This is a genomic window from Azospirillum sp. NS33 (genome assembly GCF_059703765.1).
Genome location: NZ_BAAKJB010000001.1, coordinates 136300 through 155269, shown reverse-complemented (window position 1 = coordinate 155269; position 18970 = coordinate 136300). Strand labels below are relative to the sequence as shown.

Sequence of the window (18970 nt, the reverse complement as noted above, 5' to 3'; positions counted from 1 at the left end):
GGATCAGCGAACCACCATGCGCCGCCTTCTCTTCCTGCTGCCGCTGCTGCTGCTCGCCGGCGTCGCGGCGGCCTTCTTCCTGGGCTTCGGCCGGGACCCCCGGGCCATCCCCTCGGTGCTGATCGACAAGCCCGCGCCGGCGTTCGCCCTGCCCGCACTGCCCGGGCGCGCCCGGCCCGCCGGCGACGGCCTGGCCAGCGCCGACCTCGCCGGCGAGGTCGCCCTGGTCAACGTCTTCGCGTCGTGGTGCGTGCCCTGCAAGCTGGAGCACCCGATCGTCACCCGGCTGTCGCGCGAGCTGAAGATCCCGGTGCACGGCATCAACTACAAGGACAAGACCGAGGATGCGCAGGCCTGGCTGGCCCGCAACGGCGATCCCTACGCCCGGGTCGGCGCCGACCTCGACGGCCGGGTGGCCATCGACTGGGGCGTCTACGGCGTGCCGGAGACCTTCGTCGTCGACCGCCAGGGCCGCATCCGCTACAAGCACACCGGCCCGCTGACGCCGGAGGCGGTCGAGACCACCATCCTTCCCCTCATCGAGGAGCTGCGGAAGGGATGAGCACGGCACGCACCATGGCCCGCCGGCTCGCCGCCGCCGCCGCCGCCGCCATCGCCATCGCCATCGCCATCGCCCTGGCGGCGCTGTCCGGGCCGGCCCTCGCGGTCCAGCCGGACGAGATCCTGCCCGACCCGGCGCTGGAGGCGCGGGCGCGCGAGCTGTCCAAGGATCTGCGCTGCCTGGTCTGCCAGAACCAGTCGATCGACGATTCCAACGCGCCGCTGGCCCGCGACCTGCGCCTGCTGGTGCGCGAGCGCCTGACCGCCGGCGACAGCGACGCCCAGGTGATGGGCTACGTCACCGACCGCTACGGCGACTACGTGCTGCTCGACCCGCCGGTCAAGGGGACGACCCTGCTGCTGTGGGGCGGGCCCTTCGCCCTGCTGCTGATCGGCGGCGTGTCGGTGGCGGTCTACCTGCGCCGCCGCCAGGCCCCCGGCGGCGACACCGTGCCGCTCAGCGAGGACGAGCGCCGGCGTCTCGACGCGCTTCTCAAGGACGGGAGCTGATGCTGTTCTGGATCGTCGCCGCGGCCATGACCGCCGGCGTTGTGCTGCTGATCGTCCCGCCGCTGCTGCGCCCCCGCGGCGACACCAGCGCCCGCGCCGCCTACGATCTGGAGGTCTACCGCGACCAGCTCGGCGAGCTGGAGCGCGAGCGCGAGCGCGGCCTGATCACCGACACCCAGTTCGCCGCGGCCAAGGCCGAGGTCGGGCGCCGTATGCTGGCCGCCGCCGCGGCCGCCCAATCCGCCGCCGATTCGGCGGCCGATTCGGCGGCCGCGCATCAGGCCGCCGGCGCGCCGCCGGCGCGGGCCAGGCTGGCCGCCGCCGCGGTCGCCCTCCTGCTGCCGCTGGGCGCGCTGGCCGTCTATCTGCCCCTCGGCCAGCCCGACGTCCCGGCGATGCCGCTGGCGTCGCGCGACCTGCACGAGGAGCAGGGCGGGCCGCCGCCCCAGGTGGTGGAGGCGGTGGAGAAGCTGAAGGAGCACCTCGCCGCCAACCCCGGCGACCGCCAGGGCTGGGACCTGCTGGGCCGCACCTACGCCCGCATGGGGCGCTACGCCGAGGGCGCCGAGGCGCTGGGCCGCGCCGTCGCGCTGGCCCCGGAGAACCTCGACCTCAAGGCGGTGTGGGCGGAGACGCTGATCAACGCCAACGGCGGCATCGTGCCGGAGCCGGCCCAGGAGGCCTTCGCCGCGGTGGCCGCCGCCGATCCGGCGGATCCGCGCGCCCGCTTCTATCTGGCGTTGGCCCGCTTCCAGGCCGGCGACGCGGAGGGGGCCCTCGCGCGCTGGCAGTCCCTGGCCGCCGACACGCCGGCCGACGCGCCCTGGCTGGCGGCGATCCACGCGCAGATCCGCCAGGCGGCGGAGCGACTCGGCCAGGACCCCGCCGCCGCGGTGCCGCCGCCGGCCGCCGCCGCGGCGCCGGAAACGGCCGCGGCGGGGGCGGGCGCCCCCGGGGGGGTGGATCCGGCGCGGATCGACGCGATGGTCCAGGGGCTGGCCGAGCGCCTGAAGGACGACCCCAGCGACGTGGCCGGCTGGAAGCGGCTCGCCCGGTCCTATTCGGTGCTGGGACGCCATGACGACGCCGTGGCGGCGGGGCGCCAAGCGGTGGAGCGTGCGCCCGGCGACGCCGAGGCGCTGCTGGTCTACGCCGACACCCTGCTGGCACGCGCACCGCGCGGCGCCGCCGGTGCCCCGGCGCGCCTGCCCGACGCCGCCGCCGTGGCCCTGCGTCAGGTGCTGGAGATCGAGCCGGCGAACCCGGACGCCCTGTGGATGCTGGGCCTCGACGCCGCCATGGCCGGCCGGCCCGACGAGGCGTCGGAGCTGTGGACCCGCCTGCTGGCGGCGATGCCGGCCGACGACCCCAACCGCGACGCCCTGCGCCAGCGCATCGACGACCTCCAGACCGGCGGATGAGAGGGGAGTCCCCCGGCGCGGGGGTGCCTCACCCCAGGGACAGGGCGGCGTCCTTCTCGGCCACCACCCGCTCCATGGCGGCGCGCTGGGCGGCCGACAGGCGCAGGCTGTCGCTCTTGAGCTGGCCGCAGGCGGCCATGATGTCCTCGCCGCGCGGCGTGCGCACCGGGCTGGCGTAACCGGCCGCGTTGACGATGTCGCCGAACACCTGGATGGCGCGGTCGGTGGAGCGTTCGTAGGGCGCGCCCGGCCATGGGTTGAAGGGGATCAGGTTGATCTTCGCCGGCACGCCCTGGAGCAGGGACACCAGCGCCCGGGCGTCGGCCGGGCTGTCGTTGATGCCCTTCAGCATCACGTACTCGAAGGTGATGCGCCGGGCGTTGGAGAGTCCGGGATAGTCCCGGCAGGCCGCCATCAGCTCGGCCAGCGGGTATTTCCGGTTGATCGGCATGATGAGGTTGCGCAACTCGTCGGTCACCGCGTGCAGGCTGACCGCCAGATTGACGTTCAGCTCCTCGCCGCAGCGCCGCATGGCCGGCACCACGCCCGAGGTGGACAGCGTGATGCGCCGCTTGGAGATCGAGATGCCGTCGCCGTCCATGACGATCTTGAGGGCCTTGGCCACGTTCTCGTAATTGAACAGCGGCTCGCCCATGCCCATCATCACGACGTTGGAGACCATGCGCCCGTCCGGCGGGGCCGGCCACTCGCCCAGCGCGTCGCGCGCCAGCATCACCTGGGCCACGATCTCCGCGGCGGTGAGGTTGCGCACCAGGCGTTGCGTGCCGGTGTGGCAGAAGCGGCAGGTCAGCGTGCAGCCGACCTGGGAGGAGACGCAGAGCGTGCCGCGGTCCTCCTCGGGGATGTGGACGCTCTCCACCTCCTGGCCGTCGGGCATGCGCAGCAGCCATTTGCGCGTGCCGTCGCGCGACGCCAGGTCGCGCACCACGGTCGGCCGCAGCACCGCGTAGGCCTCGGCCAGCCGGTCGCGCACCGGTTTGGCCAGCGTCGTCATCGCTGCGAAATCGGTGGCGCCGCGGTGATAGATCCAGTGCCAGAGCTGGCGGGCCCGGAACTTTTCCAGGCCGAACGCCACCATTTCCGCCTCGAGTTCGGGGCGGGAGAGGCCGACCAGATTCCTGCGGCCGGCCGCGTCGGCGGCGGGCAGCGCAACGGGCGCCGCGGACGGAGCGGCGAGGGGGAGCGCGTTCATGGCCCATACTTAGGCCGCGCCCCCGCCGGAGTCAAAAGAACCCGTTGGGAAAAACCGACGGATCCGCTGCGCCGCTCAGGGCTTCACGCCGCAGGCGTTGGACAGCGCGTCGTAGGCGTCGGAGACGCCCATCAGGCTGTAGGTGTCGGTCGTGTTGGTGCCACGCGACGACACACCCTTGACCACCATGGAGCGGCCGGCCCGCATCGCCTGGACGATGGCGCGGTCGGTCTCGGTGTCGCGGGCCCAGGCGGTCTCGCCGTCGGTGAACAGCGAGAAGTCGCGGCCATCGATCGCGATGGTCGCCTCGCTGTTCGTCTTGAACGGGTACCCGACGATGATGCTGACGACGTCGAACGTCTTCTCCGCCGGGCGATGGGTCACCAGGGCGTAGATGTCGCCCCGCCTGGCCCGCGCCGGCTCCTTGGATTTGGGCTGGCTCGACATGTAGCAGACGGTCTGGCCGTTTTCATCGAACGAGAAGGCGTTCCAGTCGCGGAAGCTGCCCAGGTACTGAGGCTCGGCCGCCGACGCCACGTCGGGCAGGACGGCCAGCGCCGACGCCAGGACAGCGGCGGCGAAGGCGCCACGAACGGTGCGGTTTTGCTGCATCGTTGTGCAACTGCGAAGTGGTTTCGGACGTTGGAGACGTTATCCCAATTCGTATGAGGATTGAACCCAAAACGGGCAGGGCCGGTCCGGGCGTGCCGCTGTTTCGTGCGGCCGGGGGTGATCCACCGTCCGGATGACCGCGTAGATAGGGGCATGATCGACTGCTGTGTCGCCGCCGCGGCCGCGGGGACCCCGCGTGTGCGCCGCTTTTCACCGGCCGTGCTCCACGACCGGCTTGTGCGGCGGCGCGGCTTCGCCTTCAATGCGCCCATGCAGGATCTCCCTCCCATGGCGGCCGAGGCGGAGGCGTCGCTCGACGACTTGCTGCTGGCCGTCGGGCGGGCGCGGGACCGCGCCGCGTTCGCGGCGCTGTTCGCCCGGGTGGCGCCACGGCTGAAGGCCTATCTGCGCCGCCAGGGGAGCGACGCCCTGCAGGCCGAGGAGCTGGTCCAGGACGTGATGCTGCTGGTGTGGCGGCGGGCGGAGCTGTTCGACCCCATGCGCGCCTCGGCCGCCACCTGGATCTTCACGGTGGCGCGCAACCGCCGCATCGACCTGCGCCGGCGCGAGGCGCGGCCGGAGTTCGATCCGGACGACCCCGCGCTGGCACCCGACCCGGTGGAGTCGGCCGACCGCCGCCTGGAGGCGGCGCAGAGCGCCGGTCGCCTGCGCGCCGCGTTGCGCGACCTGCCCCAGGAACAGGCCGAGCTGTTGCGGCTGGCCTATTTCGAGGATATGGCGCACAGCGCCATTTCCGCCCGGCGGGGCATCCCGCTGGGCACCGTGAAATCGCGTCTGCGCCTGGCCCTGGACCGGCTGCGCAAGGTGTTGAGGGAGCCGTCATGACCCAGCCGACCCACCATCCCGGGGAGCCGCTGCTGCTGGACTACGCCAGCGGCGGGCTGGGCGAGGGGCCGGCGCTGGTGGTGGCCTGCCACGTGGCCCTGTGTCCGGCCTGCCGCGCGGCCGTGGCCGACCTGGAATGCGTGGGCGGGGCGATGCTCGACGGCATCGAGCCGGAGCCCCTGTCCCCCGACTGCCTGTCGCGCGTGATGGCCCGCCTGGACGATCCCGTCACCCGGCCGCGCCGCTGCTGCCGGAACCGCTGCGCACCTACGTGGGCGGGTGCGCCGAGTCGCTGTCCTGGCACCGCAAGCTGCCCGGCGTGCGGGTGGCGGAGGTGCCGCTGGCGGCCGGGGCGGCGCACCTCGTGCGCATCGCCGGCGGCGCCGCCGTGCCCCGGCACAGCCACGACGGCTTGGAGCTGAGCCTCGTCGTGCAGGGCGGATTCACCGATCCTTGGGGCCATTTCGTGCGGGGCGACGTGGCGGTGGGCGACGAGACCGTCGACCATCGCCCGCTGGCCGACGCCGAGGGCTGCCTGTGCCTGTCGGTCACCGTCGGCGCGCTGCGCCTGACCGGCCCGGTGGGGCGGCTTCTCAACCCCTTCTTCCGCCTCTGAGCGGGCGTCGGCGGCGGCCGGCGGCGGCCTCAGGCGCCACCGCGCAGCTGCTTGCGCCGGGCCGCCCGGTTGCGGACCTTCTGGGGTCCGCGCACGTGCGGCGGCGCGCCGTCGGTGGGACCGCCGGACCGCACGGGGCGTTCGGCGAAGCGGCCCAGCGAGATCATCCGGTCGTACATCACCAGCGCCCCGGCGACCCCGACGTTGACGCAGAAGCGGGTGGGGATCTTCACCGTGAAGGCGCACCGCTCCTGAAGCTCCGCCGACAGGCTGCCGCGCTCCGGGCCCAGCACATAGGCGGCCCGCAGCGGGTGGCGGAAGCTGGGCAGATCGATGGCGTCGTCGGTCAGCTCGACGCCGACCAGCGTGCAGTCCCGCGGCAGGACCAGCGCCGGCACGCTGTCGTAGACGTAGAGCGGCAGGTGCACGTCGGCCCCGGAGGTGTCGACGAAGCGCATCTCCCGCAGGTCCGGTTCGGGGTCCACGGCGAAGAAGAACGAGGCCCCGAAGGCATGGGCGGAACGGACCAGGTTGCCGACATTGCCCGGCTTGCTGATGCGCTCGACCCCGATGGCGAAATATCCACGCATGGCGGCACCTTGCACAGGCGGTCCCGGTGGGGCAAGTCATTGCCACCATGACCCATCATCCCGACCATGACGGCTGCTGCGGCGGCCGTCCCCACGCCCCGTCGCCCGTCCCGGGCGGCGCGGCCCACGCCACCCTGCCCGACGCCGGCGCGCCGATCCTCGTCGAGGTGACCCGCGGCGGCGCCGTGGAATCGCGCCACCGCGGCCACGCCTGCGTCGTCGACGCCCGCGGCCGGGTCATCGCCCGCTGGGGCGACGTCGACCTGCCGGTTTTCCCCCGCTCCGCCATCAAGTCGCTGCAGGCGATCCCGCTGGTGGAGAGCGGCGCCCTCGACGCCTCCGGCGCCGGCGAGGCGGAGCTGGCCCTGGCCTGCGCGTCGCACACCGGCGAGCCGGTGCACACCGGGCTGGCGGCGCGCTGGCTGGAGCGCATCGGCTGCACCGTCGACGACCTCGCCTGCGGCGCCCATCTGCCCTTCGACGAGGAGACCGCCCACGCCCTGCTGCGGGCCGGCGACGCGCCGACGGCGCTGCACAACAACTGCTCGGGCAAGCACACGGGCATGCTGGCCACGGCGCTCCACAAGGGCGAGGCGACGGCGGGGTACGAAACCTACGGGCACCCGGTGCAGCAGCGCATCCTCGGCGTGCTGGAGCAGATGACCGGCCAGGACCTCTCCGCCGCCGCGTGGGGGATCGACGGCTGCGCCATCCCCACCCTGGCCATTCCGCTGGGCGCCCTCGCCTACGCCATGGCGCGAATCGCCGACCCCGCCGACCTGCCCGACCGGCGGGCCGAGGCGGTGGCGCGCATCCGCGCTGCATGGGGCGCCCATCCCCATTTGGTGGGGGGGCGCGGCACCTTCGACACGCGGATGATGACGGCGGCGGGCGGGCGGGTGCTCACCAAGATCGGCGCCGAGGGGGTGGGGTGCATCGTGCTGCCCGGCGAGGGGATCGGCATCGCCCTGAAGATCGAGGACGGGGCGACCCGCGCCCGCGACGTCGCGATGGCGGCGCTGATCCGCGCCACCCGGACGCTCGACGAATCGGTGTGGACGGCGGACCTTCTGGAGGAGCCGGTGCGCACCCGCCGCGGTGTCGACGCCGGGGTGGTGCGCACGGCGGCGGGCTGGCCGGAGCTGGCGTAGCCTGGCCGGGCGCCCCGGCGCGCCCGGCGGTGCTCAGGAGCCGGCCTCCATCGCCGCGCGCGGCGCGTAGCCCTCGGGCGCCCAGCCCTTGACGAACGCCTCGAGGGCGGCGTCCGGCCGCTCCGGCAGGGCGACCCGCAGGGTCACGTACTGATCGCCGCGCGCCTTGCCCCCGGTGCCGGGCACGCCCTTGCCCTTGAGGCGCAGCACGGTGCCGTTGTTGGCCGATCGGGGCACCGTCAGCATCACCGCGCCGTCGATCGTCGGCACCCGCACCTTGGCGCCCAGCACCGCCTCGGCCAGGGTGACCGGCAGGTCGAGCCGGATGTCGTCGCCGTCGCGGCGGAACCAGGGATGGGGGCGCACCGCGACGGTGACCAGGGCGTCGCCGGGCGGGCCGCCGCCAAACCCGGGCGAGCCCTGGCCCTTGAGGCGGACGGTCCCGCCATCCTCGAGCCCGGCCGGCAGCTCGACGTCGAGGGTGCGACCGTCGGGCAGGCTCACCCGGCGCTTGCCCCCCGTCATCGCCTCGACGAAGTCCAGGGGCAGGGTCAGGCTGAGGTTGCCGCCCTTCACGCGCATCCCCGCCCGGCCGCCCCCGGTGGCGCCGCCGAACCCGGCGAAGCCGCGGTTGCGGAACAGATCCGCGAGAATGTGCTCGAAGTCGTCGCCGGCCAGGCCCTCCGCACCGGGCGGGCGGGGGCCGCCCGGGCCGCCGGCGAAGCCGCCGCCGAAGCCGTGATGGCGCTGCGGCCGCTCCTGGCCCGACGCGTCGATCTCGCCACGGTCGAAACGGGCCCGCTTGTCCGGGTCGGACAGCAGGTCGTAGGCGGCGGTGACCTCCCGGAAGCGCTGCTCCGCCCCGGCGTTGCCGGGGTTGACGTCGGGGTGGTGCTGCTTGACCAGCCGGCGGTAGGCCGCGCGGATCTCGTCCGCGGACGCCGTTTCGGACACGCCGAGAATCTCGTAGGGGGTGCTCATGGCACGGTCGACACGAATGAGTGAGTGGATGCTCCCGTCATATGCGCCTGATTTCACGGCGTTCAAGTGTCAATACCAGCGGGGCCGGCATGCGCCCCTGGCGGGCCGCTCCCCCGGCGACCGTCCGGTCAGCCGCCTCGGATGCCGCCCAGCACCGGCAGGATCTCGCCGGTGATGTAGCTGGCGCAAGCCGGGGCCGCCAGGAAGACATAGGCCGGCGCCAGCTCCTCGGGCTGGCCGGGCCGGCCCATCGGCGCGCTGCTGCCGAAGCGTGCGATGCCCTCGGCCGGCTTGTCCGCCGGGTTCAGAGGCGTCCACACCGGGCCGGGCGCCACCGCGTTGACGCGGATGCCGCGGTCCATCAGGTGTTCGGCCAAGGACATGGTCATGGCGTGGATGCCGCCCTTGGTGGTGGCGTAGTCGAGCAGGCTCTTGTTGCCGGCCAGGCCGGTGACCGAGCCGGTGTTGATGATCGAGCCGCCTTCGGGCAGGTGGGGCACCGCCGCCTTGGCCATGTGGAAATAGCCGTAGAGGTTGGTCTTCATGGTGCGGTCGAAATGCTCCTCGGTCAGGTCCTCGAAGGAGGCGACGTGCTCCTGGAAGGCGGCGTTGTTGACCAGGATGTCGAGCGTGCCGAGCTCGCTCACCGTGCGGGCCACGGCGTTGCGGCAGAAGGTGGCGTCGGTGACGTCGCCGGGGATGGTCAGGCAGCGCCGTCCCTCCGCCTCCACGGCGCGCCGGGTCTCCTCGGCGTCGCTGTGCTCGTTCAGGTAGACGATGGCGACGTCGGCGCCCTCGCGGGCGTAGAGCACGGCGACCGCGCGGCCGATGCCGGAATCGCCGCCGGTGATCAGGGCCACCATGTCCTTCAGCTTCTCCGACCCCTTGTAGTCCGGCGCCTGGTAGCGCGGGCGCGGTTCCAGGTCGGATTCCAGCCCGGGCTTGTCGAGGTGCTGGCGCGGCAGGGGCAGCTCCGGCTGGCGGCGGGCGCCGGCCTGCATTGGTCCGCCCGACCCGCCGGACCCGCCGGAGGTGGAGGGCCGGGCGTCGGCCCGATCCACCTGGCGCTGGATCGCCCTGTGCTCCGCGGCCGTCCGCTCGGCGTTGCGGGCGCTCGCGTCCAGGGGCGTGTCGTGGGACTTGTCGGTCATGGGGGCACCTCGGGCAGGGGAATACGTCCTCGGTCCGCAAACCGCGTGGCCGCCCCTCGGGTTCCCGGCAATCCCAGAGCGGGTCGCGCGTTCGGGCGCGATCCGGTCTAGAGTGGCCGGGACGGTGTGCGGGGCGGGAGAACGGACGGGATGGATCCCCAGAGGCTGGGCCTGGTGTCGACGCGGCTGCTCTATTTCCAGCTCGTCGCGGAGGAGGGGTCGGTGCGCCGCGCCGCCCTTGCCCTCAACGTGGCGCCCTCGGCCGTCAGCCGGGCGGTCAAGCACCTGGAGGAGGACCTCGGCGTGCCGCTGCTGGACCGCATCGGCCGCCGGCTCAAGCTGACCAGCGCCGGCGAGACGCTGCTGCACCACGCCCGGGCGAGCGTCCAGCAGCTCACCAGCGGGCTCGCCTTCATCCAGGACCTCCAGGGGCTGCGGCGCGGGAACGTGCGCGTGGCGGCGGTCGAGAGCATGATGCGCGACACCTTGCCGGCCGTGCTCGCCCGCTTCTGGGAGCGGTTTCCCAACGTCAGCGTCGACCTGCGCACCACCGGCTCCCAGGAGGCGCTGGACGCCGTGGCCGAGGGGCGCATCGACCTGGCCATCGCCTTCGACGTGCCCGTGCCGCGCAAGGCCAAACGGCTGGCCAGCGCGAAGCTGGGGCTGGGTGCCCTGGTGCGGCCCGACCACCCGCTGGCCGGCAACGGAACGGCGCGCCTGCGGGAGTTCGCGGGCGAGCGCGTGCTGCTGGCCGACACCTCCTTGACGCTCGGCCGCACCATTGAGCAGACGGCGCTGGGCGCCGGCGTGCGCTTCCAGCCCCGGGCCACCACCAACTCCATCGGCGCGCTGATCCGCTTCGCCGTCGAGGGCCACGGCGTGACGTTCCAGACGCGGCTGGGGGCGGAGCGGGAGCTGGAGGCCGGCGCCCTGGTGTTCCTGCCGCTGCGCGAGCGTCACCTGCGACCGCGCGAACTGGTCCTGGCGATCCGGGCCAACGGGCAGCTGCCGGAAGGGCCGGCAACATTGGCGCACATGCTGGGCAAGGCCGTGTCGGAAGTGGACGAGGAATCGTCCTGACCCGTTGCTGTTGCCGTGGCGGCAACAAGCGGTGCGAAAAATAACGTCTACCTCGCACAGCGCGGGGGTGCCACGCTGCACCAACACCGAGGTCCGGGGCCATCATCCCGGGCCGCGCGTCCAGCAGAGGCCCCATGACCCCGCGCCCCGCCGTCCCGCCAGACCCCGCCGCACCGCCGCCCGCCGGCCGGTCCGCGACACCCGCCGCGGCCGCCGCCGTGAAGATGGTCGAGCTTGAGAACGTCGTCCTGGAGTTCGGCCGGGGCGCGTCGGCGGTGCGTGCCCTCGACACCGTGTCCCTGGACGTGCGGCAGGGCGAGTTCGTGGCCCTGGTCGGCCCGTCCGGCTGCGGCAAGTCGTCGATCCTGCGCCTGCTGGTCGGCCTCGCCAAGGCCAGCGCCGGCGCGGTCGTGGTCGGCGGCCGCGAGGTCGGGGCGCGGCCGCTGCGCGCCGGCCTCGCCTTCCAGAACCCGACCATGCTGCCGTGGCTGACCATCGAGCGGAACGTGATGCTCCCGCTGAAGATCGTCGAGCCGTTCCGCAGCCAGTACCGGCGGGAGAAGACCCGGGCGTTCCGCGACCGCGTGGCCGCCCTGCTGGAGCTGGTGGGGCTGCACGAATTCGCCCGCAAGTACCCGTGGCAGCTCTCCGGCGGCATGCTGCAGCGGGCCAGCCTGTGCCGCGCGCTGATCCACGAACCCGAACTGCTGCTGCTCGACGAGCCGTTCGGCGCGCTCGACCAGTTCACCCGCGAGGAGCTGTGGTCCAATCTCCAGGAGATCTGGATGGACCGCCACCCGACGGTGCTGCTGGTCACCCACGACCTGCGCGAGGCGGTCTACCTGGCGTCGCGCATCATCGTCATGAGCCCGCGCCCGGGCCGCATCGTCGCCGACCTCCAGGTCCCCTTCGCGCGCCCGCGCACCGTCGACACGACCTACGAACCGGACGCCGCGGCGCTGTGCCAGCACATGCGGCGCCTGATCACCGTCGCCCCCCAGGCAGGACGCCGCCCATGACCCCGATCCCGTCCCAGGTGCGGTCCTGGCTCTGGTCCGCGCTCATCATCGCCGGCACCTTCGTGGCGTGGGAGGTGTCGTGCCGCGCGCTGGACGTCAGCACCTTCGTTCTGCCCATGCCCAGCGAGATCGCGGTCGCGCTCTACCAGCGCTTCCCCGCGCTGTGGCCCCATCTCTTCCAGACCATCCAGACCACCGCCGCCGGCTTCGTGCTGAGCATGGTGTTCGGCGTGGCCATCGGCGGGCTGGTCGGGACCTCCCGCATCGCCTACGTCGCCGTGTACCCGCTGCTGGTCGGGCTGTCCTCCATTCCCAAGGTCGCGCTCATTCCGATCTTCGTGGTGTGGCTGGGCGCCGGCACCGGGCCGGCCATCCTCACCGCCTTCGTCATCTCGGTCTTTCCCGTGGTGGTCAACGTGGCGACCGGGCTCGCCACCACCGAGCCCGAACTGGAGGACATCCTCAAGGCGCTGGGCGCCAGCCGCGCCGACATCTTCTGGAACGTCGGGCTGCCGCGGACCGCCCCCTACCTGTTCGCCGCCATGAAGGTGGCGATGACGGTGGCCTTCATCGGCTCCATCACCTCGGAATCGATCGCCGCCAACAAGGGCATCGGCAACGCCATGCTGATCGCCTCGTCCAACTTCGACATGCCGTTGCTGTTCGCGGCGCTGATGCTGGTCTCCGTCACCGGAATCCTCTTCTACGCCGGGTTCTCGCTGCTGGAGCGGCGGGTGACCCGCTGGGCGACGCGCGGGCGCGATCCCATCGCCTGACCCTCCATCCCTCCATCGTCCGATCCCCAGCCCCCGATAGGGAGTTCGATCATGAATCGTCTCGTCCGCTCGCTGTTCCTTGGCGCCGTGGCGACCCTGGCCGCGGCCACGGCGTCCGCCCAGGACCTGCCCATCCGGTTCACGCTCGACTGGAAGGCGCAGGGGCCCCACGCCTGGTTCTACCTCGCCAAGCAGAAGGGATACTTCGCCGCCGAGGGGCTGGACGTCACCGTCGACCAGGGCGAAGGCTCCGCCGCCGCCGTGACCCGGGTCATGACCGGCGCCTACGATGCCGGCTTCGGCGACATCAACGCCATCATCCAGGCCGCCGCGAAGTCCCCGGCGGAGGCGCCGGTGATGGTCTACCTCGTCTACAACAAGGCGCCCTTCGCCATCATCTCCAAGGCCGGCGGCCCGGTGTCCGCTCTGGCCGACCTGCCGGGCAAGACCATCGCCACCCCGACCGGCTCGGCCACCTTCAAGCTGTTCCCGGCGCTGGCCGGGGCCAACGGCTTCGACCCCAAGGGCGTGACCGTGCTGAACGCCGCCCAGAACCTGATCGAGCAGATGCTGGTGCGCGGCGAGGCCGACGCCGTCGCCCAGTTCGGCGCCACCAGCTACATGAACTTCGTGGCCATGGGGCTCGACCCGGAGAAGGACTTCAACTGGTTCTTCTACAGCGACCACGGCCTCGACATGTACTCCAACGGCGTGATGGTGTCCCAGGCCCTGCTGAAGGACCACCCCGAGGCGGTGCGCGGCCTCGTCACGGCGATCAACCGCGCCATCATGGAGGTCGCCGCCGACCCGCAGGCCGGCATCGACGCCCTGGTCGCCGTGGAGCCGCTGACCAACCCGGCGCTGGAGCGCCAGCGCATGGTCTACACCCTCGACAACCAGATGCGCACGGCCGAGACGCGCGAGCTGGGGCTGGGCGCCCTGGCGCCCGAGCGCCTGGCCGCCTCCATCGCGACCATCGCCGGGGTCTACGAACTGCCGGCCAAGCCCGCCGCCGCCGCGGTGTTCGACCCCGCGTTCCTGCCGCCCAAGGCGGAGCGCATGCTTCCGTCCGCCAACTGATCCAACCCCGCGGCGGCCGGGCCGGTGCCCGGCCGCCCCCTTCGACAGGACCACGCGATCATGACCACCGATCACGAGACGTTCATGGCCCTGGCCATCGAGGAGGCCAAGGCCGGCGCGGCGATGGGCGAGCAGCCGTTCGGCGCCGTCGTCGTCCTGGACGGCGAGGTCGTCGTCCGCAGCCGCTCCCTCAAGGTCTCCCAGTGCGACACCACCGCCCATTCCGAGACCCTGGCGATCAAGCTGGCGACCCAGAAGCTGGGCAAGCGGCACATCCCCGACGCCATCTTCTATTCCACCTGCGAGCCCTGCCCGATGTGCCTGGGCGCCGTCCTCAACGCCGGCATCCGCACCCTGGTGCTGGGGGCCCGCAACGAGGACATCAAGCGCCTCGCCACGCTGGCCTTCAACTTCAACGACTACAGCGTCGAGAGCTTCGCCGCGATGGTGGGCTGGGACCTGACGCTGGTGACCGGCGTGCTGCACGAGGAGTGTGTCGACCTCTACCGCGCCGCCAGGGTCGAGCTGACCCGCTGATCCCCCGACCCCGAGGAACTCCGACCATGCACCCCTCAGCGGTGAGCGCCGTGATCCGTGGCCTCAAGGCCGCCGGCGTCAGCGTCGTCTGCTACCTGCCGGACTCGCTGTTCAAGGAACTCTACCCGGCCCTCGACGCCGATCCCGACATCCGCACCATCCGCGTCACCAACGAGGGCGAGGGGGCGGCGATCTGCGGCGGCGTCTTCCTGTCCGGCAAGCGGGCCGCCCTGGTCATGGAGAACTCCGGCCTGCGCGCCTCGGTGGAGCCGCTGGCGCGGCTGGGCCTCGGTGCCGGCATCCCCGTGGTCATGCTGATGAGCTACCGCGGCGAGATGGGCGAGAACAACTGGTGGGCGGTGCCCCACGGCATGACCATGGAGCCGCTGCTCCAGGCGCTGCGGGTGCCCTACCGGGTGGTCACCGAGGAGAACGGCATCGAGCGGGCCATCCGCGACGCCTTCGAGTGGTCTTACGCCGCTTACTACCACTCCGCCGTGGCCCTGGGGGGGAGTGTCGTCCGATGATGAAGCGCTACGACTGCATGGTCGCCCTGGCCCGCCGTCTCAAGGACGAGCTGGTCATCCTGTCGCTCGGCGGCAGCGTCGACGAATGGTACAACGCCGCCCCGCACATGCGCGACGCCAGCCTGTTCCAGCAGCAGCTCGGCTGCGTCACCCCGCAGGCCTTCGGGCTGGCGGTCGGCCTGCCGCACCGGCGGATCGTCTCGCTCGACACCGACGGCGGCATGATGTTCAACCTGGGCATCCTCGCCACCCTGGGCAACGAGCAGCCGGCGAACCTCCTGGTCGTGGTCTGGGACAACGAGTGTTACCAGTCGATCGGCGGGCCGCCGACCCACACCGCGTCCGGCCGCGTCGACATCGCCGCCATCGCCCGTGGCGCCGGCGTCGAGGAGGCGCACACCGCCCGCACCCCGGAGGAGTTCGACGCGCTGTGCGCCCGCGGCCTGGCGGCGACCACGCCGTTCCTGGTGGTCGCCAAGGTGTCCGGCCAGACCCAGCCCGACATCCGGCGCAAGCACTCCGACGGGCGGGAGGACAAGTACATCTTCGTCCGCCACGTCGAGAAGACCGAGGGCGTCGTCATCATGGGCCCCAGCGAGCACAACTGACCCCCTGCGCAGGAGGACGCCGCCCGTGACCGCGCCGATCGCGTTCCAACTGAACGGGGAGGGCCGCGTGCTGCCGCCGCGGACCGCCCCGACCACCACCCTGCTGGACTGGCTGCGCGCGACCGCCGGGCTTCCCGGCACCAAGGAGGGCTGCGCCGAGGGCGACTGCGGCGCCTGCACCGTGGTGCTGGAGGAGGCCGACGGCGGGCGGGTGCCGGTCAACGCGTGCCTGGTGACCCTGGGACAGCTTCACGGCCGCGCGGTGCGCACCGTGGAGGGGCTGCGCGGCGCCGGCGGCGGTGCCCATCCGGTGCAGCGTGCGCTCGCCGACGCCCACGCCACCCAGTGCGGCTTCTGCACGCCGGGGATCGTGATGACCGCCTGGGCCCACGCCCGCGAGGGCGGCGATGTCCACGAGGCGCTGGCCGGCAACCTCTGCCGCTGCACCGGCTACCGGCCGATCGTCGAGGCCTTCGCGCGGCTGCCCGAGGACACCGGGACGCCGCCGGTGCCGGTGCCGGTGCCCACGCCGACGGTCGACTTCACGGCCGACGGGCAGGTGTTCCACCGCCCCGCCGCCCTGGCCGAGCTGGTGGGGCTGCGCACCGCCCATCCCGACGCCTGGCTGCTGGCCGGCGGCACCGATCTCGGCCTGCGCTTCTCCCAGCACCGCGAGCGGCCGGCGCGGGTGATCGGCCTCCAGGGCGTGCCCGAGCTGGCGGTGCTGGAGCCATCCGCGGCGGGGCTGCGGGTGGGGGCTGCCGTGCCCTATCGCCGGCTGCTGGCCGCGTGCGACGCGGACGGGGATTTCGCCCCGCTGGCCGCCCTGCTGCGGCGGCTGGGGTCGCGCCAGATCCGGGGGCTGGGCACGCTCGGCGGCAATCTCGGCACGGCGTCGCCGATCGGCGACGCGCTGCCGCCCCTGCTGGCGCTGGGCGCGACGGTCCGGCTGGCCGGCCCGGACGGCGAACGCGACGTCGCGGTGGAGGCGTTCCTGACCGGCTACCGGCGCACCGCGCTTGGCGCCGGCGAGGTTATCCGCGACGTGTGGATTCCCCGCCGCCCCGCCGGCGCCCTGCTGGCCTGCGAGAAGGTGTCGCGCCGCCATGACCAGGACATCACCATCGTCGGTCTCAGCGTGCTCGTGACCGTCGCGGACGGGCGGATCGCCGGTGCCCGCATCGCCCATGGCGGGCTCGGCCCCTTCGCCGCGCGGGCACCGGCCGCCGAGGCGGCGCTGCTGGGTGGCGCGGTCGAGCCGGACAGCTTCGACCGCGCCGCCGACGCCCTGGCCGGCGAGGTCGCGCCGATCGGCGACCACCGGGCGTCGGCGGCCTATCGCCGCCGGGTCGCCGGCAACCTGTTGCGCCGCCTGTGGTGGCGCTGGTCGGGCAAGGAGGCCGCCTGATGGAGACGCCGACCCTGCTCACCCGCGTCGTCGGGCAGGCCATGCCCCACGACAGCGGGCTGGCCCACTGCACCGGCGCGGCGCGGTTCGTCGACGACCTGCCCGAGCCGCCCGGCACCCTGCACGCCGCGCTGGTCCTGTCGGAGGTGGCCCACGGCCGGCTGCTGGCGCTCGACACGGCGGCCGCCCTGGCGATGCCGGGGGTGGCCGCGGTGCTCGCCGCCGCCGACGTGCCCGGGCGCAACGACGCCTCGCCGACGCCGCGGGCGGTGGCGCCGCTGTTCGTGGAAGACCGAATCCTCCATTGGGGCCAGCCGCTGGCGCTGGTGGTCGCCGCCACCCGCGACACCGCGCTGGCGGCGGCGGCCCGGGTGCGGGCCGACGTCGAGGCGCTGGCCCCGGTGCTGAGCGTCGAGGCGGCGCTGGCGGCCGGCGACCTGCTGATGGCGCCGATGGTGGTCGCCGCGGGCGACGCCGCGGCGGGGCTGGCGGCGGCACCCCACCGTGCCAGCGGCGCGCTGCGCTGCGGCGGCCAGGAGCACTTCTATCTGGAAGGGCAGGTCTGCCTGGCGGTGCCGGGCGAGGACGGCGATCTCGTGCTGCACGCGTCGTCCCAGCATCCCACCGAGGTGCAACAGGTGGCCGCCCGCGTGCTGGGCTGCGACTTCAACCGGGTCACCGTCCAGGTGCGGCGCATGGGCGGCGGCTTCGGCGGCAAGGAGAGCAACGCCTCCTGGGTCGCCGCGGCGGCGGCCCTGGCGGCCCGGCGCACCGGCCGGCCGGTCAAGCTGCGCCTGTCGCGGGCCGTCGACATGGCGGCGACCGGCAAGCGCCATCCCTTCCTGTTCCGCTGGCACGCCGGCTTCGACGACGCCGGCCGCATCCTGGCGGTGGACGCGCTGATGGTGGCGGACGGCGGCCACGTCCTGGACCTGTCCGGCGGGGTGATCGGCCGCGCGGTCACCCATGCGCTCAACGTGCTCGACGTGCCGGCGGTGCGGATCGACGGCCGGGTGGTGCGCACCAACACCGTCAGCAACACCGCCTTCCGCGGCTTCGGCGGTCCCCAGGGTGTGCTGCTGGCCGAGGAGGTGGTGCGCCACGTCGCCCGGCGCCTCGGCCTGGCGCCGGAGGTGGTGCGCGAGCGCAACTTCGCGGGCGGCCCCAACGGCACCCGCACCCCCTACGGCCAGGCCCTGGAGGGCGACATGATCCGCCGCGTCTGGGCGGAGGCCCGCGCCCTGTCCGACTGGGACGCGCGGCGCGCCGCGGTGGACCGCTTCAACGCCACCCACCCGGCGCGCCGCCGCGGCCTGGGGTCGTTCGTGCTGGCGTTCGGCATCGCGTTCTCGGTGCGCCACATGAACCAGGCCGGTGCGCTGGTCCATGTCTACGCCGACGGCTCGATCCGCCTGAACCACGGCGGCACCGAGATGGGGCAGGGGCTGTTCGTCAAGGTCGCCCAGATCGTGGCGGAGGTGTTCGGCGTGGCGGCGGACCGGGTGCGCGTCACCGCCACCAGCACGGCGGAGGTTCCCAACACCGCGCCGACCGCCGCCAGCACCGGCAGCGACCTCAACGGCTGGGCCGCCCACGCCGCCGCCACGGCGATCCGCACCCGCATGGCCGCGGTCGCCGCGGAGCGCTGGGGTGTGGCGGCGGCGGAGGTGGTGTTCGCCGACGGCGCCGCGGCGGCCGGCAACCGCCGCCTCGCCTTCGGCGAGCTGGCGGGGCTGTGCCACGAGGAGCGGGTGTCGCTGTCGGCGACCGGCTTCTACCGGACGCCCGGCCTGCACTGGGACGCCGCGGCGATGCGCGGCGAGCCCTACTTCTACTTCGCCTACGGTGCCTCGGTCGCCGAGGTGGAGGTCGACCTGCTGACCGGCGAGCACCGCTGCACCGGCGCCTGGCTGGTCCAGGACTGCGGGCGCAGCCTCAACCCGGCGGTCGACCTCGGCCAGATCGAGGGGGCGTTCGTGCAGGGGCTGGGGTGGCTGACCAGCGAGGAGCTGCGCTGGGACGACGCCGGGCGGTTGCGCACGCTGGGCCCGTCCACCTACAAGATCCCCGGCTCGCGCGACGTGCCGGAGACCTTCCAGGTGCGCCTGCTCGACGACGCCCCGGCCCGGGTCGGGACGGTCTTCCGCTCCAAGGCGGTGGGCGAGCCGCCGCTGGTGCTGGCGACGGCGGTGTGGAACGCCCTGGCGGACGCCGCCGGCACCCCCACCCTCGACCTGCCGGCGACGCCGGAGCGCGTGCTGATGGCCCTGGACGCGGCGTAAG

General features: G+C 73.5%; 20 protein-coding genes. 15 read left to right on the top strand and 5 right to left on the bottom strand.

The features are described from left to right. The first annotated feature begins 16 nt into the window (after positions 1-16). From AC6H2I_RS00700 to ccmI, 3 genes are read left to right on the top strand one after another with little or no spacing between them, the layout of a single operon-like run. Positions 17-562: a DsbE family thiol:disulfide interchange protein gene (locus tag AC6H2I_RS00700; protein ID WP_497498563.1), complete on the top strand. Its 546-nt coding sequence runs from the start codon at positions 17-19 to the stop codon at positions 560-562. Continuing rightward, entirely contained in the window at positions 559-1071 is a 513-nt protein-coding gene (locus AC6H2I_RS00695; protein ID WP_497498562.1) for a cytochrome c-type biogenesis protein, read from the top strand. The genes AC6H2I_RS00700 and AC6H2I_RS00695 overlap by 4 nt, the downstream gene beginning before the upstream one ends. After that, the gene (gene ccmI / locus AC6H2I_RS00690) at positions 1071-2492 is read left to right on the top strand and encodes a c-type cytochrome biogenesis protein CcmI (protein WP_497498561.1); all 1422 of its coding nucleotides are present in this window, start codon (positions 1071-1073) and stop codon (positions 2490-2492) included. Before AC6H2I_RS00695 ends, ccmI begins: the two co-directional genes overlap by 1 nt. 28 nt (positions 2493-2520) lie before the next feature. Here the strand turns inward: ccmI and rlmN are convergent, their stop codons facing one another. Together rlmN and AC6H2I_RS00680 are read right to left on the bottom strand one after the other, a co-directional pair. Further along, a complete protein-coding gene (gene rlmN / locus AC6H2I_RS00685) occupies positions 2521-3705 on the bottom strand; it encodes a dual-specificity RNA methyltransferase RlmN (protein ID WP_497498560.1) in 1185 nt (394 codons plus the stop codon). 75 nt (positions 3706-3780) lie between these two features. Then, entirely contained in the window at positions 3781-4317 is a 537-nt protein-coding gene (locus AC6H2I_RS00680) for an invasion associated locus B family protein (RefSeq protein ID WP_497498559.1), read from the bottom strand. Between the two features lie 270 nt (positions 4318-4587). On the opposite strand from AC6H2I_RS00680, the gene AC6H2I_RS00675 reads away from it, so the two are divergent. Together AC6H2I_RS00675 and AC6H2I_RS00670 are read left to right on the top strand one after the other, a co-directional pair. Then, positions 4588-5163 carry a sigma-70 family RNA polymerase sigma factor gene (locus AC6H2I_RS00675; RefSeq protein ID WP_497498999.1) on the top strand — a complete coding sequence of 192 codons (576 nt, stop codon included), beginning with the start codon at positions 4588-4590 and terminating at the stop codon, positions 5161-5163. A 271-nt stretch (positions 5164-5434) separates the two neighbouring features. Beyond that, entirely contained in the window at positions 5435-5779 is a 345-nt protein-coding gene (locus AC6H2I_RS00670; protein WP_497498558.1) for a cupin domain-containing protein, read from the top strand. Positions 5780-5808: 29 nt separating this feature from the next. Here the strand turns inward: AC6H2I_RS00670 and AC6H2I_RS00665 are convergent, their stop codons facing one another. Beyond that, positions 5809-6369: an RNA methyltransferase gene (locus tag AC6H2I_RS00665; protein ID WP_497498556.1), complete on the bottom strand. Its 561-nt coding sequence runs from the start codon at positions 6367-6369 to the stop codon at positions 5809-5811. A 47-nt stretch (positions 6370-6416) separates the two neighbouring features. Here AC6H2I_RS00665 and AC6H2I_RS00660 point away from each other — a divergent pair, with 47 nt between their 5' ends. Next, a complete protein-coding gene (locus AC6H2I_RS00660) occupies positions 6417-7520 on the top strand; it encodes an asparaginase (protein ID WP_497498555.1) in 1104 nt (367 codons plus the stop codon). Positions 7521-7553: 33 nt separating this feature from the next. Here AC6H2I_RS00660 and AC6H2I_RS00655 read toward each other — a convergent pair whose 3' ends face one another. Beyond that, positions 7554-8501 (bottom strand): DnaJ C-terminal domain-containing protein, encoded by a 948-nt coding sequence (locus AC6H2I_RS00655; RefSeq protein ID WP_497498554.1) that lies wholly within the window; start codon positions 8499-8501, stop codon positions 7554-7556. A gap of 128 nt (positions 8502-8629) precedes the next feature. After that, complete coding sequence (locus AC6H2I_RS00650) at positions 8630-9652, bottom strand: SDR family oxidoreductase (RefSeq protein WP_497498553.1); 1023 nt, start codon at positions 9650-9652, stop codon at positions 8630-8632. Between the two features lie 150 nt (positions 9653-9802). Between AC6H2I_RS00650 and AC6H2I_RS00645 the strand changes: the two genes are divergently transcribed. The 9 genes from AC6H2I_RS00645 (at position 9803) to xdhB (ending at position 18969) form a co-directional block, all read left to right on the top strand. Further along, positions 9803-10732: a LysR family transcriptional regulator gene (locus tag AC6H2I_RS00645; protein ID WP_497498551.1), complete on the top strand. Its 930-nt coding sequence runs from the start codon at positions 9803-9805 to the stop codon at positions 10730-10732. Positions 10733-10866: 134 nt separating this feature from the next. Continuing rightward, positions 10867-11751 (top strand): ABC transporter ATP-binding protein, encoded by an 885-nt coding sequence (locus AC6H2I_RS00640; protein WP_497498550.1) that lies wholly within the window; start codon positions 10867-10869, stop codon positions 11749-11751. After that, complete coding sequence (locus AC6H2I_RS00635; RefSeq protein WP_497498549.1) at positions 11748-12527, top strand: ABC transporter permease; 780 nt, start codon at positions 11748-11750, stop codon at positions 12525-12527. Before AC6H2I_RS00640 ends, AC6H2I_RS00635 begins: the two co-directional genes overlap by 4 nt. Positions 12528-12578: 51 nt before the next feature. Continuing rightward, a complete protein-coding gene (locus AC6H2I_RS00630) occupies positions 12579-13607 on the top strand; it encodes an ABC transporter substrate-binding protein (protein ID WP_497498548.1) in 1029 nt (342 codons plus the stop codon). Positions 13608-13667: 60 nt separating this feature from the next. After that, the gene (locus AC6H2I_RS00625) at positions 13668-14144 is read left to right on the top strand and encodes a nucleoside deaminase (protein WP_497498547.1); all 477 of its coding nucleotides are present in this window, start codon (positions 13668-13670) and stop codon (positions 14142-14144) included. A 26-nt stretch (positions 14145-14170) separates the two neighbouring features. Further along, positions 14171-14671, top strand: a complete 501-nt coding sequence (locus AC6H2I_RS00620) for a thiamine pyrophosphate-binding protein (protein ID WP_497498546.1) — start codon at positions 14171-14173, stop codon at positions 14669-14671. After that, positions 14668-15279 carry a thiamine pyrophosphate-dependent enzyme gene (locus AC6H2I_RS00615; protein ID WP_497498545.1) on the top strand — a complete coding sequence of 204 codons (612 nt, stop codon included), beginning with the start codon at positions 14668-14670 and terminating at the stop codon, positions 15277-15279. Before AC6H2I_RS00620 ends, AC6H2I_RS00615 begins: the two co-directional genes overlap by 4 nt. 25 nt (positions 15280-15304) lie before the next feature. After that, positions 15305-16687 carry an FAD binding domain-containing protein gene (locus AC6H2I_RS00610; protein ID WP_497498543.1) on the top strand — a complete coding sequence of 461 codons (1383 nt, stop codon included), beginning with the start codon at positions 15305-15307 and terminating at the stop codon, positions 16685-16687. Then, a complete protein-coding gene (gene xdhB / locus AC6H2I_RS00605; protein ID WP_497498542.1) occupies positions 16687-18969 on the top strand; it encodes a xanthine dehydrogenase molybdopterin binding subunit in 2283 nt (760 codons plus the stop codon). Before AC6H2I_RS00610 ends, xdhB begins: the two co-directional genes overlap by 1 nt. Position 18970 lies beyond the last annotated feature (1 nt).